This window comes from Microbulbifer zhoushanensis, assembly GCF_021729055.1.
In the GTDB taxonomy this organism is placed as follows: Bacteria; Pseudomonadota; Gammaproteobacteria; order Pseudomonadales; family Cellvibrionaceae; genus Microbulbifer; species Microbulbifer zhoushanensis.
Genome location: NZ_JAJSAO010000001.1, coordinates 589,750 through 603,065 on the forward strand (window position 1 = coordinate 589,750; position 13,316 = coordinate 603,065).

Here is a 13,316-nt window from a genome sequence, read left to right on the forward strand (position 1 = left end):
GCGAGTTCGCACCGGCCGCGAACCCGACACCGACCACTTACTGGAGGTCCAATGTTTGTCGAATCGATCAAGTCACCCGGCCTGGCACAGATTTCCTACCTGATCGGCGATGGCAGCGAAGCAGCTGTCATCGACCCGCGCCGCGACTGCGAAATCTACGCAAAGATGGCCCGCGAAAAGGGGTGCCGAATTACCCATATTTTTGAAACCCACCGCAACGAGGACCTCATTTCCGGCGCCCCCATCCTGTCGGGCATCACCGGCGCCCCGGTCCACCACGGCCCCAATCCCGCAGATGACGTTGTCTATGCCGATACCGTTCGAGAGGGCGACTCTTTTACCTTTGGCCACATGCGAGTTGCGGTGCTGGAAACGCCGGGACACACTGACGACAGTCTGTCGTTTGCAATTTACGACGACAACTTCGGCGATGAAGCAGTGGGCGTCTTCACTGGCGACGCACTATTTGTCGGCGATGTCGGGCGCACGGATTTTTATCCCGATCGCGCCGAGGAGGTGGCCGGCAACCTCTATGACAGTCTGAAGAAAATTACAGGGCTTGGCGACCAGGCGATTGTCTACCCCGCTCACGGCGCCGGTTCTGTATGCGGCGACAATATGGCCGACCGGGATTTTTCCACGATTGGTTACGAGCGCCGGAACAACCCGATGCTGGGAATTGAAAAGCGGGACGAGTTCGTAAAGCGCAAAGTCAATGAGCACCACTACCAGCCGCCCTATTTCCGTGTGATGGAGCGCCTGAATCTCGAGGGCGCCGCGCCCGTCGCATCCGTCGTTACCCCACGGGTGCTGGACATGCAGGCGTTCGAGGAGCTGTCCCGCAAGGGGACGCTGGTGGATGTCCGGGGGATCGCGCCTTTCCTCGGTGCCCATATTCCCGGCAGCCTCGCCCTGCCCGTGGATATGATCACGGCCTTTGCCGGCTGGTTCCTGGATGAAAACGATGAGCTGATACTGGTTGCGGACAGTGCGGCCCAGGCTGAAGAGGCGGCCCGTAACCTGGCGCGTATTGGCTACGACTGCATCCTCGGCTACCTGGATGCCGCCATGCCCGGCTGGGCGGCAGGCGCGCGCCCTTTCGAGCGCGTGCAGGTAATCGACGCGGATGGCGTGCAGAAAAGGATCGACAAGGGAGAGGCCAACTGGGCCCTGCTGGATGTGCGTGGCAAGGGCGAAGTGGAACAGGGCATCATCAAGGGTGCCGAAACGATCTACGTAGGCAAACTGCCACAGGAGATGGACAGGCTTGCCCGGGACCGGCATTACACCGTCATGTGCGCCAGCGGTGCCCGGGCAACTGTCGCCGCGTCGGTGTTGCTACGCGCCGGTTTCCAGAATGTCGATGTATTCCTGGGCTCCATGGGCGCCTGGCAGTCAGCCGGCCACAACGTTGTCGAGCCCGGCTGAGTGCCAAGTCTGCTGCAGTGGCCAGCGGCTCCCGGCTTCAGGCCGATTCGGAGCCCGCTGCCGCTTCGTCGGCCAGGTCGCAAGATGCCGACCCCCTCACCACCTGGGCACGGGCCGCATTAAAGGCCTGGAACTGCGTCAGGTAAACCTTACCGGACAGGTGGGCCAGGAAGCCGGTGCGCTTCAGGCTGTCCATCACCGGTCCCTTTACCTCCGACAGGTGCAGGCCGATACCCAGCTCATCCAGACGGTGGTTGACGGCCTCCAGCACTTCCAGCGCACTCCAGTCGATCTCGTTGATGGCACTGCACATCAGGATCACATGCCGCACCTGCCGGTTTACCGCCAGGTCACCGTAAATCCGCTCTTCCAGGAAGGCGGCATTGGAAAACATAAGGCTCTCGTCGACACGGATGGTGAGGATCTCCGGTACCGTGAGCACCTTGTGGCGACGGATATTGCGAAAATGCTCGGTGCCCTCCACCAGGCCCACTTCGGCAATATGGGGCTTCGAAGTACGAAACAGGAACAGGGCAATGGACGCGCCCACACCACAGGAAACCCCCGCCTCCACCCCGAACAGCAGGGTCACCACGATAGTGACAAGCACCGCGAAGAAGTCGCTGCGGCTGAAGTTCCAGGTCTTGCGCAGGATGGAAAAGTCCACCAGGGTGAGGACCGCAACGATAATGGTTGCCGCCAGAGTGGCCTTGGGCAGGTAGTAGAGGTACGGCGTCAGGAACAGTGCCGCCAGGGCGATGCCGATCGCTGTGAGGATGCTGGCCATCTGCGTCACCGCGCCCGCGTCGAAGTTGACCACCGAGCGGGAGAAACCGCCGGTAACCGGAAACCCCCCCGAAAGGCCCGCACCCAGGTTGGCCGCGCCGAGCCCCACCAGCTCCTGGTTCACATCGATTTTTTCCCGGCGTTTTGCCGCCAGCGTTTTGCCCACCGACACCGACTCCACGTAACCGATGATGGAAATCATGATGGCGGGAACCAGCAGCGCCTCCACCAGGGCCAGCGAGGGCCAGGGTAACGACAGTTCGGGCAACCCTCCCGGGATCTCCCCCACCAGGGCAACACCCCTGCCCTCAAAGCCAAAGCTGGCCGCCACCACGATGGTGGCAATCACCCCCACCACCGGTGCCGCCTTTACCAGCATACTCGCGGCGTGCGACGACAGCGGCAGACGGCCTAGCAATCGCACCGCGCCGCGGCGCGACCACAACAGGAAGATAATCACCGCCAGCCCGGTGCCCAGGGTGTACTGGTTGACCTGGTCAATTTCCCCAACCAGGGAAACCGCCATTTTCATCAGCGTGTCCCCATCCGCACTGACCCCGAGCAGGTGCTTTAACTGGCTCAGGGCGATCAGCAGGCCGGAGGCGGTAATAAAACCGGAGATGACCGGGTGCGAGAGGAAGTTGGCCAGGAACCCCAGGCGCAGCAATCCCATCAGGGTCAGGAACAGGCCCGACAGGAGGGCCAGCACTGCCGCAGCCACCAGGTAGTCGCCAGTGCCCTGCACCGCCACTTCGCCCAGGGCCGCCGCACTCATCAACGACGCCACTGCCACCGGGCCGACGGACAGGGTCCGGCTGGTGCCGAACACCGCGTAAGCCACCAGCGGCACCATACTCGCGTAGAGCCCCACCTGCGCCGGGAGGCCGGCCAGCAGCGCATAGGCGAGTGACTGCGGGATCAGCATGATGGTGACGATCACCGCCGCGAGAAAGTCCCGGCTGAATGTGGTGCCGTCGTAATCCCGCAGCCAATCGAGTATCGGCAGGGACCTGGTGAGGATGCTCGGCCTGAATTGCATATTCCAGATTACCCGGTATCAGTACTGCTCTTGCGCGCCCGGCTCAGGGCGCAAATGCTGTCACGACGCCGGACACATCAAAACCGGCGGCGCGGGCGCGATCGACCAGATCCCGCGGTTCGTCCCCGCCCAGGCATTTTGCCCCGGCCCAGAGATTGGTGGAGCGGTTACCGGTACGGCAGAAGGCATGCACCCGCTGCCCGCCGGCCAGCACCTGCTGGAACTGCTCACAATGCTCGCGAGTCATCTGGCCGCGCATAAATGGAATGGCGACAAACGCCATACCCTGCTCTTTCGCCGCCTGCTCCAGTTCAGCAAATGAAGGGTCGTTCTCGGCTTCGGTTTCGGTGCGGTTGCACACCAGCACCTGCACTCCTGCCGCGGCCAGCTGCGCCATGGCCTCGGGGCTGCACTGGTCCGATACACTGACCTGCTGGTCCAGTTGCTTGATTTCCATCGATACCTCCACAGGCGGGCCCGCGGCCCGCCGGAAATTATTGTTCAGGCTGTTTTCACCGGTTTCTTCCCCGGCAACTGTCCCGTTTACCTGAGGATATTAATCGGTACTTTGAGGTAGACGACGCCGTTGTCTTCAACCGGTGGCATTTCGCCGGCACGGATATTGACCTGGATCGACGGGATGATCAGGCGCGGCATACCCAGCGTCGCATCGCGCTCGGTGCGCATTTTGACGAACTCATCCTCGCTGATACCGTCGCGCAGGTGAATATTACTGCGCCGCTGTTCTCCCACCGTGGTCTCACACTGGTGCTCACGCTTGCCCTCCGGCGGGTAGTCATGGCACATGAACATGCGAGTCTCTTCCGGCAGCTCCAGCAGGTTTTTCACTGACTGGTAGAGTTTGCACGCGTCGCCGCCCGGGAAATCACAGCGTGCACTGCCGACATCCGGCATAAACAGGGTATCGCCGACAAACAGCGCGTCCCCGATCAACCAGGCCATATCCGCCGGCGTATGGCCGGGGGAGTAAATCACCCGTCCCTCCAGCTCGCCGATGGTAAAGGTATCGCCGTCATGAAACAGGTGGTCAAACTGGCTGCCATCCACCAGGAATTCCTTTTCCAGGTTGAACACGTCACGGAAGATGGTCTGCACCTCACGGATATGGTCACCGATGGCAATCTTACCGCCCAGCTGGTCACGGATATAGGGCGCCGCGGCCAGGTGGTCCGCGTGTGCGTGGGTCTCCAGGATCCACTCCACCGTCAGCTTTTCAGCGCGTACGAATTCGATGATCTCGTCGGCACCGCCTGTGCTGGTGCGGCCGGAGGGCGCATCAAAATTCAGCACGGCATCTACCACAGCCGCGGAACCCCCGGCATGGTCGTACACCACATAGCTCCAGGTTTCAGTATCCCGGTCCAGGAAGGATTTGACCTGCGGTCGGCTTGTTCTGGCAGTCATTGCTTGCCTCCAACTTCTGAATTACGGCCACAATATACTTTTCAATATTATATAAATCAATATAATATAAACCTGTAAATCATAGCGGCAGCCAGGTGGACCCTCCCATGCCCGACACATCGACCATCAGCCTCGACAAGATGCGCGCCTCGGCGGGCAATGCCTCGGCACTGTTGCGCTCACTGGGCAACCCGGACCGGCTGTTGCTGATGTGCCAGCTGAGCCAGGAAGAGCTCTGTGTGGGCGACCTGGAGGAACGACTGGATATTCGCCAGCCGAGCCTTTCCCAGCAGCTGGGCGTGCTGCGCCGGGAGGGACTGGTGGCCACCCGCCGGGAAGGCAAGCATGTGTTCTATCGCATTGCCGACCCGAAGGTCCTCACGCTGCTACAAACCCTGTATGAACTCTACTGTGCGGAGTAACCCAATCCATGACTATTGACTGGAATGCATTCACACCCTGGTCAGCCCTGGCCGGCGGTGCACTGATCGGCCTGGCGACCGCCCTGCTGCTGGTGGCCAACGGCCGTATTGCCGGCATCTCAGGCATCCTGGGCGGGCTGCTGGCCCGCCAGCCGGGCGAGACCGGCTGGCGGCTGGCCTTTACCCTGGGCCTGCTGGGCGGACCAACATTGTGGCTGCTGTTCCGGGACCTGCCGCCGATTCGTATCGAGGCCGGCCTTCCGGTACTGGTGGCTGCTGGCCTGCTGGTGGGCATCGGCACCCGCTATGGCTCCGGCTGCACCAGCGGCCACGGGGTCTGCGGGTTGTCGCGGCTGTCGCCGCGATCCCTGGTCGCCACCCTCTGTTTTATGGGCGCGGGCTTTGTCACCGTGTTTGTTGTCCGCCACCTGCTGGGAGCCTGATCCATGAACAAGACCACAATCACCGCATTTGTCGCCGGACTTATCTTCGGCCTGGGCCTGCTACTGTCGCAGATGGCCAACCCGGAGAAAGTGCTGGCCTTCCTGGACCTGGCCGGCAACTGGGACCCGTCGCTGGCTCTGGTAATGGTGGGCGCCATCGCCGTGGGCCTGCCGGTGTTCGCCTGGGCAAAGGGGCGGCAGCAATCCCTGCTGGGAGAGGCGCTGGAGTTGCCAAGCAGCAATGCCATCGACCGCCCGCTGGTAGTGGGCAGCCTGCTTTTCGGCGCCGGCTGGGGCCTTGCGGGTTTCTGTCCCGGTCCCGCGGTAGTCGCCACCGGTGCTGGCGAGTTGAAGGCGGTGGTGTTTACTGTCGCCATGCTGGCGGGAATGACTGCCTTCCGGCTTTTCCGGCGCCAGGCCCAGCCCGCCTGATCACCGGGCCGGGAACTGCCGGGCCGCCAGTCCGCCCGTAACGCCGCCGGGGATCAGGTCTATCTTTGCAGAGGGTCTGGAGTACAGTACCCGTTCCCCGGCACCGACAGATAACGGAACAGCGGCAACATGCGGGCGAGCACCCTCGTACCCAGTTGGTTGAGAAACTACGAGCGCCAGTGGCTGGCGGGGGACACGCTCGCCGCCGTGGTGGCGACCATGATGATCGTGCCACAGGCCCTGGCTTATGCCGCCCTGGCCGGCCTGCCCCCCCATATCGGCCTCTACGCCAGCCTGCTGCCCCTGGTGGGCTACGCCATGTTCGGGACCAGTTCCGCACTCTCGGTGGGCCCGGTGGCGGTACTGGCGCTGATGACGGCCTCTGCACTCACCCCGCTGGCGTCACCCGGCAGTCCCGACTGGATCCTCGGGGCGGTCACCCTCGCCGCACTGAGCGGCATTTTCCTGTTCGTGATGGGCCTGTTGCGAATGGGCGCCCTGGCCAACCTGCTTTCCCACCCGGTCATCCACGGTTTCGTATCCGGCGCCGCCACACTGATCATCATCGGCCAGCTGGGCCCCCTGCTGGGGATTGAGGCCGAAGGTGACACGGCGCTGGAGATGATGCCGGAAACCGTCGAGCAGCTGCCGTATGTGGTCTCACCGGGCACGCTGGTGGGGATCGTTGCCCTGCTCCTGCTGGGCGCGGCACGCCTGTGGCTGTCCTACCTGCTGCGACGTGCCGGGATGAAGAAGAAACGCGCAAAACTGATTGCGCGCCTGGCGCCGATGGTGGTGGTGGCGGTGGCAATCGCGCTGTCGTGGCTACTGGAATGGGACCGGCAGATGGACGTGGTGGGTGCCATTCCCTCGGGCCTGCCGGAAATCGGCCTGCCGGCACCGGAGTGGGGCATGACCTACCGCCTGTTGCTGCCGGCGCTGATCATTGCGCTGCTGGGGTTTGTGGAAAGCCTATCCATCGCCCACGCCATCGCCCTGCGCCGGCGCGAGCGGCTGGATGCCGATGCCGAGCTGCGCGGCCTGGGCGCCGCCAACCTGTTCAGCGCTTTCTCCGGCGGCTTTGCCGTCACCGGCAGCTTCGCCCGCACAGCCATTAACGATGAGGGCGGTGCAAAGTCGCCACTGAGCGGGGTGATCGCCGCCGGCATCCTGGCACTGGTGCTCCTGTTCGCCACCACACCCTTTGAGATGCTGCCACTGAGTGTTCTCGCCGCCACCATCATCGTGGCGGCCAGCAGCCTGATCGACCTGCCCGGCTTCCTGCATAACTGGCGCTACGACCGTACCGATGGCGTGGCCATGGCCGGGACTTTTCTGGGCGTGGTGCTGTTCGGCGTGGAGGCGGGCATCGGCATCGGTATCGGCCTGTCCTTCGCCACTCTGATCTGGCGGACCAGCCGACCGCACATCGCCGTTGTGGGACGCGTGCCCGGGACCGAGCATTTCCGCAATGTGTTGCGCCATACGGTGAAAACGCAACCCGGTATCCTGTTCCTGCGTATCGACGAAAGCCTGTTCTTCAGCAATATCAATGCGGTGGAAGAACGCCTGCTGGCAGAGCTGAAGCGCAACCCGGACACCCGCGACCTGGTGCTGATCCTGTCCTCGGTCAGCCGGATTGACGGTACCGCGCTGGAGCGATTGCAGCAGATTAACCGCGACCTGCGCGCGCGGGATATCCATATGCACCTGACTGAAGTAAAGGGGCCGGTACTGGATCGCCTGAGCCGCTCACGGTTCCTGGAGCAACTCAGCGGGCGTGTATTCCTGTCGTCCTACATCGCAGAACTGGCACTGCGCCGGCGCGACCGGCAGGACGGCAGCACCGCCCCCGCCTGAGCCCTGTACCCACCGGCCGGATACTGGCAAAATATCCAGTATTTGAGCCAGTGGTATTCATGTCGACATCGCTCACGGAAGAACAGCAGGCCATCGCCAACCATCCCGGCGGCCACGCCAAGATTATTGCCGTGGCCGGGTCGGGCAAGACCACCGCCCTGCTCCACTATATACGCAACCGGCTGCAGGCCGGGGTAGCCCCCGCGCGTATGCTGGTACTGATGTATAACCGCAGTGCGCGGGAGGATTTTGCCGCACGCCTGCAGCAGCTGGTGGACGGACCCGTGCCCGGGGTGCAGACCTTCCACAGCCTGGGTTACCGCCTGTACCAGCGCATGATTGCCCGGGGGCATATTGCCCCGGCCAATCTCTCGCCCCTGCCCCAGTCCACCGTGCAACTGCAGATCTGGAAGGCCATCGAGGCATGCGCCCCGCCGGAGGAACTGGAGGACATCCGCGCACGCAAGCAGACCGAGGTGGAAGCAGCGGAATTCTTTATCGACTACACCAAGACCATTCTCACCGGGGACCTGAGCGCCTTCCAGGAACTGAAACTGGGCGACGAGTACATGTACTTCCTCAAGGTGTTTCGCGCTTTCGAGGAGTGGCGCCGCGAACAGCAGGCTGTCACCTTCTCCGACCTGGTCTACGACCCCGCGATCCTGCTCAGCCTCAGCCCCGAGATCGCCGCAGAGTACGGCAGCCACTATGAGGATATCCTGGTGGACGAATACCAGGACATCAACGAGGTGCAGCACTTCCTGCTGCGGGTGCTTTACGGCAAGTCCGGCAACGTGATCGCCATCGGCGACCCCGACCAGACCATCTATGAATGGCGCGGCTCAAAGCCGGCCTATCTGTTGAGCTATTTCGATGGGGATTTCCCTCCCTCCAACGTCTACCGCCTGAGCCGCACCTTCCGCTACGGCCACGCCCTGTCGCTGGCTGCCAACCACTGCATTGGCAACAACCGCGAGCGCGCCGATATCTTCTGCATCTCTGCAGACGGGGAGCGGGATACCAACATCGAGCTGGTCAACACCGCAAAGGAAACCCGCTGGCTGGTGGACCACCTGCGCCGCTGTCGCAAGCGCGGCGAGCCCCTCGAGCAAGTCGCCATCCTGGTACGGTTGTGGTCGGTGGCGGCACCGATCGAGCTGGCACTGCTGGCAGCCAACATTCCCTACCGCTCGGGTGCCCGCAACACCGTATTGTCGCGCCGGGAATTGCGCCCGCTGTTCTGGGCGCTCAATATCGCTTCCGGTCGCTTCGCCACGCTCCCCCCCGAGCGGCGGCGCCAGGGGCTGTACGAATGGCTGACCGCGCCCCATATCCGGATTGCCCGGCGTGTACTCGAACCGCTCTGTGCGCAACTGGCACAGCAATCCAGCGGCTGGGGCAACCACCTGCTGGCCATGGAGCCGGACTCCCTGAGCAAGCCGCAGTTGAAGCGCCTGCACCAGCGGGCCCGCCTGTTAACGGAAATAGAGAACTGGCGCGGCCATGCCGGTGAGCTGCTGCGCCGCCAACTGGGGGCGCTGGATTTTCTCACGGGCATTGCCGACGACAGCTTCACCCCCCAGCAGGGAGAGGAACGACAGCAGACGGTAGTGGCGTTCTGCCAGTACCTGGACCAGCTGAAGCAACCACCGGAAGAGGCCCTGGGCCACCTGCAGGAACTCCAGCGCCAGCACCGGGAAGGCACGCAGAGTACCGCCGACGCAGTCCAGATCACCACCATGCACCAGGCCAAGGGGCTGGAATGGGACCAGGTGATCATCCCCTCCCTGACCCGGCACAACATGCCCTACCAGCCGCAGCGGGACTTCAGCACGCCCGCCTCACTGGAAAGCGAACGCCGCCTTTTGTACGTGGCCATGACCCGCGCCCGGCGACAGCTCTACCTGCTCGCGCCAGAACCGGTGATTGAACAGCGCGATGGGAAGAAAGCCGCTACCGGGCCCGGCACGGGAACAGAAAATGACGAGCAACAGCCGTCACTGATGATCGAGGAGATGCAGTTACCCCTGAGCCTCCTGGTGGCCGGCGGCCTCCGCTTGCGGCCCCCGGCCCTGGAGAGCCCGGTACCGGTCTCCCGGATGGCGTTACGCTACATGGAGGCAATGGACTACAACCCGGATATCGAGGCGCCACCGGCAGCAGTGCGGCGGCCGCAAGCGGGGGAAGGAATCCGACACCGCAAGCTGGGTCACGGGCGGGTGGTTCGCTGGGAAGACGACCGGGTGGAGATACTGTTCAGCGACAGCCAATCGCGGCGGTTCGACTGGGAGCGCCTGGCCCCCTTCCTGATGTAAACCGGCGCCTGGCGCTGGTTGGTGCTAGTCAGTTGCCGCTGTTGGCCGCAGTGTGGGCGAACTGGCGGCTGACATTGAAATAGAGATCGTATTCATCCCCGGATTCCGGGTCGCGGACCTGCATCTTGTCATACACACCCTGACGGTCGTAGACAATCGACTGGTCCAGCACCTGGAGCCCCTTCAGGCGCACATAGCCACGCAGTTCTGACGTGGTGATGGTGTGGAAGGCACTCTCCTGGCTGAGGCCATCGCCACTGCTCTCGATCGCCTCCATCAAGCCTTCCACCATGTAGCGGTGGCGGTCCTCACGGGCGAAATCCGAACTGCGGCCACTGCACAGCACACCGATCATGTGCGCCTCCAGGCTCATGTAATTGCCTTCCAGCACCCGGTCCACGTGCCCGAGGCACTCACCAAACTCGGCTTTTTCCACGGCGCTGTAGGCCTCCGCCAGGCCGTCCAGCCGCACCCCGCCATGGGGGTTGTAGTCCGCTGACTCGACGTAGGCCCGCCGCAACGCATTGAAATCGAGTGTGAAGGAGAGGCTCTTGGCCTCGCCCAGCAGGCGCTCGTACTCCGTCAGGGGCATGGACGGCGCCGTATCCGCGGGCGCCGCGCCATCACCGGAGCCGCCAGTGGGTGCGCTGCAGGCCGTCAACAGCCCCATCCAGGCGAGAAGTGCCATCAGTACAAAATTCTTATGTGTGCGTATTGCCATTTGCTGATTCCGTTGCCGGTTTAACTCTCAGTCCGAACAATCCCCTGCGTTCAGTCTCCGCCATTTCCACCTGCGGTTGCAGGAACTGGCGCAACTTTTCCTGCTCCCACATCGCGTCCTGGTACCCAAGCTCGACCAGCTCGCCGATAAAAGGTTTCTCAAACAGCAGGTAACTGGCGGCTGAGGCCCCTCCTCCGGAAGTGGTAGCACCGGTGGCGCGAAACAGCCAGCGTACCGCCGGTGGCAGGTAGCGGACTTTACGCCCCGCCAGCCGGTCGAGACTCTGCGATGGCTCGATCACTGCAGAGTCCACCGGTCGCAACGGCGCAAGGCCTGCGAGCTCCCTGTCGGACACGGACTCCAGCAGCTGGTTGACGCGATCCAGGTGCTCGAGGTCCCCTTCCAGGCTGTCGATAAAGGCCGCGTTGAACAATTGCCCGGCTATCTGGGCGATGGACGGTGAATGGCGCGGGGCCTTGATCTTGCGCTTGCCCCAGTGCACCGGCGAGCGATTGTCCGACACCCCCACGACAAACACCCGGTTGGCCCCCAGGTGCAAGGCCGGGCTGATTGGCGCCAGCTGGCGCACGGCACCGTCCCCGTAATACTCATTGCCGATCTTCACGGTGGAAAATAGTGTCGGGATTGCCGCCGAAGCCATCAGGTGATCCACCGTCAGGCGGGTGCGCACACCATAGCGGCGAAAACGGCGCCACTCGCGCAGGTCGTCGGCGCCCTGGAAGAAGCTGACGGACTCACCGGCGCTGTAGGACATCGCATTGACGCAGACAGCCCGCAGTTGCCCCTCATCGATTTTGCGCTGCACATTGTCGAACTGGATAACCTCCCCGATCAGTTCCCGCAGCGGCGAGTTATCCAGCAGTGCCAGGGGCTTCTGCCGGCCCACGCCCTGGTTAAAGAGCGAACGCGTGATGGAAAACATGTTACCGAGCAGGCTGCGCCAGCTGCTGCCATAGATATCGTCCACGGACAGCCCCAGCCACAGGTCACAAAGGCGGTCTACAGACTCCTTGAAGGTCCCCGGGTGTGACGCCAGCAGGAGCGCATTCACGCCACCTGCGGAAGTGCCACAGATGATCTGGAAGGGGTGCGGGGTATCGTCCGGCACCAGCTCGCCCAGCGCCTTGAGCACGCCGGCCTGGTAGGCCGCGCGGGCACCACCGCCGGACAGGACCAGGGCACTGGCCTGGTGGGTGAGACGCGGAATTTCTTTCTCTGAGGACAACGCTGCTTACCAATAAACCCGAACTGGGAAAAGTTACCGCCGAACCTCACGGTGCTCATGGGCAGCCGCCTGGCTCATGCTGCCGGACTACAGAGAATAGCAGCCGGCCGCGGCATTTCGATTACCGACCGGCTCAACCGGTCACCTTGGCACCCGCAACCTGAAGCGGCTAGAGCGCCATATCAACAACATAGCGCCCGATACCGTGGCCGCGGTGCAGGCGGGCGAGAAACTCCGGGGCCTGCTCCAGGGATATATCCTCGGCAATTCGCGCCAGCTGCTCACCGATATACCAGTCGCTCGCCAGCCGCTCCCAGACAGCCGCCTTCCTCTGTAAGGGCAGCTCGACACTGTCCACCCCGAGCAGGCTGATGCCTCGCAGGATAAACGGGAACACATTGGCCTGGAACTGGGCACCGGCGGCCATGCCACAGGCTGCTACCCCGCCACCATAGGCCAGTGACTTGATGACATTGAAGAGGGTCTCACCGCCAACCGTGTCCACCGCCCAGGCCCACAACGGCTTGGCCATTGCCTTGTTGGCGAAGGGCGCCAGGGTCTCGCGGTCCAGCACTTTCCACGCCCCCAGCCCGGTCAGGAAATCGGCGGACTCGAGTTTCCCGGTGACTGCCGCAACCCGGAACCCCAGGTGCGCCAGCAGGGCGACGGCAATAGAACCCACTCCGCCAGTGGCGCCGGTAACCAGTACTTCGCCCTGCTCGGGACGGGCGCCGGCTTCCAGTAACTTTTCCACACACAGGCCCGCGGTCAAACCGGCCGTGCCAAGGATCATCGACTCGCGCGCGGTGAGGCCATCCGGCAGGGGCAATGCCCACTCAACCGGGATGGCGATTCGCTCGGCCAGCCCGCCGGCGGTGTTCATGCCCAGGTCATAGCCGGTCACCAGTAGCTGCTGTCCCTCACTGAAGGTGCCACTGCGATCTGACACGACAGTACCTACCGCGTCGATGCCCGGGGTGTGGGGGTACTCGCGGGTAACCCCGGGGCTGCCGAAGGCCGAGAGTGCGTCCTTGAAGTTAAGGGAAGAGTGCGACACAGCGAGCTGCAACGGATGCGCCGGCAGCTCACTGACCGCTTTTTTTACCACCAGCTGGTCGAACTTGCCCGGGGCAACTTCCTCCACCCGGATCGCACGGAATTGCGCTTGCTGGTTCATGGGCTACTCCCTCCTCCTCGGG

The 13,316-nt window shown here is 63.3% G+C and carries 12 protein-coding genes; 6 read left to right on the forward strand and 6 right to left on the reverse strand.

Features of this window, described 5'->3' with window-relative positions; genetic code table 11:
- The first annotated feature begins 51 nt into the window (after window positions 1-51).
- Window positions 52-1,428 (forward strand): MBL fold metallo-hydrolase, encoded by a 1,377-nt coding sequence (locus tag LVD10_RS02545; RefSeq protein WP_237061710.1) that lies wholly within the window; start codon window positions 52-54, stop codon window positions 1,426-1,428.
- A gap of 37 nt (window positions 1,429-1,465) precedes the next feature.
- On the opposite strand, the gene LVD10_RS02550 is transcribed toward LVD10_RS02545, so the two are convergent.
- The 3 genes from LVD10_RS02550 to LVD10_RS02560 all read right to left on the reverse strand — a co-directional run bounded on the left by LVD10_RS02550 (window position 1,466) and on the right by LVD10_RS02560 (window position 4,678).
- Entirely contained in the window at window positions 1,466-3,253 is a 1,788-nt protein-coding gene (locus LVD10_RS02550) for a SulP family inorganic anion transporter (protein WP_237061712.1), read from the reverse strand.
- Window positions 3,254-3,296: 43 nt separating this feature from the next.
- Complete coding sequence (locus LVD10_RS02555) at window positions 3,297-3,710, reverse strand: protein tyrosine phosphatase family protein (RefSeq protein ID WP_232942868.1); 414 nt, start codon at window positions 3,708-3,710, stop codon at window positions 3,297-3,299.
- An 86-nt stretch (window positions 3,711-3,796) separates the two neighbouring features.
- Entirely contained in the window at window positions 3,797-4,678 is an 882-nt protein-coding gene (locus LVD10_RS02560) for an MBL fold metallo-hydrolase (RefSeq protein ID WP_232942869.1), read from the reverse strand.
- A gap of 107 nt (window positions 4,679-4,785) precedes the next feature.
- Between LVD10_RS02560 and LVD10_RS02565 the strand changes: the two genes are divergently transcribed.
- From LVD10_RS02565 to LVD10_RS02585, 5 genes are all read left to right on the forward strand, one after another.
- Entirely contained in the window at window positions 4,786-5,100 is a 315-nt protein-coding gene (locus LVD10_RS02565; RefSeq protein WP_255701149.1) for an ArsR/SmtB family transcription factor, read from the forward strand.
- Window positions 5,101-5,108: 8 nt separating this feature from the next.
- Entirely contained in the window at window positions 5,109-5,543 is a 435-nt protein-coding gene (locus LVD10_RS02570; protein ID WP_232942870.1) for a YeeE/YedE family protein, read from the forward strand.
- Window positions 5,544-5,546: 3 nt separating this feature from the next.
- The gene (locus LVD10_RS02575; RefSeq protein ID WP_232942871.1) at window positions 5,547-5,975 is read left to right on the forward strand and encodes a DUF6691 family protein; all 429 of its coding nucleotides are present in this window, start codon (window positions 5,547-5,549) and stop codon (window positions 5,973-5,975) included.
- Window positions 5,976-6,104: 129 nt separating this feature from the next.
- Window positions 6,105-7,835, forward strand: a complete 1,731-nt coding sequence (locus LVD10_RS02580) for a SulP family inorganic anion transporter (protein WP_232942872.1) — start codon at window positions 6,105-6,107, stop codon at window positions 7,833-7,835.
- Between the two features lie 59 nt (window positions 7,836-7,894).
- Entirely contained in the window at window positions 7,895-10,150 is a 2,256-nt protein-coding gene (locus LVD10_RS02585; protein WP_232942873.1) for an ATP-dependent helicase, read from the forward strand.
- A 28-nt stretch (window positions 10,151-10,178) separates the two neighbouring features.
- On the opposite strand, the gene LVD10_RS02590 is transcribed toward LVD10_RS02585, so the two are convergent.
- The 3 genes from LVD10_RS02590 to LVD10_RS02600 form a co-directional block, all read right to left on the reverse strand.
- The gene (locus tag LVD10_RS02590; protein ID WP_232942874.1) at window positions 10,179-10,871 is read right to left on the reverse strand and encodes a DUF4919 domain-containing protein; all 693 of its coding nucleotides are present in this window, start codon (window positions 10,869-10,871) and stop codon (window positions 10,179-10,181) included.
- Window positions 10,852-12,117 (reverse strand): patatin-like phospholipase family protein, encoded by a 1,266-nt coding sequence (locus LVD10_RS02595; RefSeq protein WP_232942875.1) that lies wholly within the window; start codon window positions 12,115-12,117, stop codon window positions 10,852-10,854. The genes LVD10_RS02590 and LVD10_RS02595 overlap by 20 nt, the downstream gene beginning before the upstream one ends.
- Before the next feature lie 169 nt (window positions 12,118-12,286).
- A complete protein-coding gene (locus LVD10_RS02600; protein WP_237061714.1) occupies window positions 12,287-13,294 on the reverse strand; it encodes a YhdH/YhfP family quinone oxidoreductase in 1,008 nt (335 codons plus the stop codon).
- Window positions 13,295-13,316: the final 22 nt, after the last annotated feature.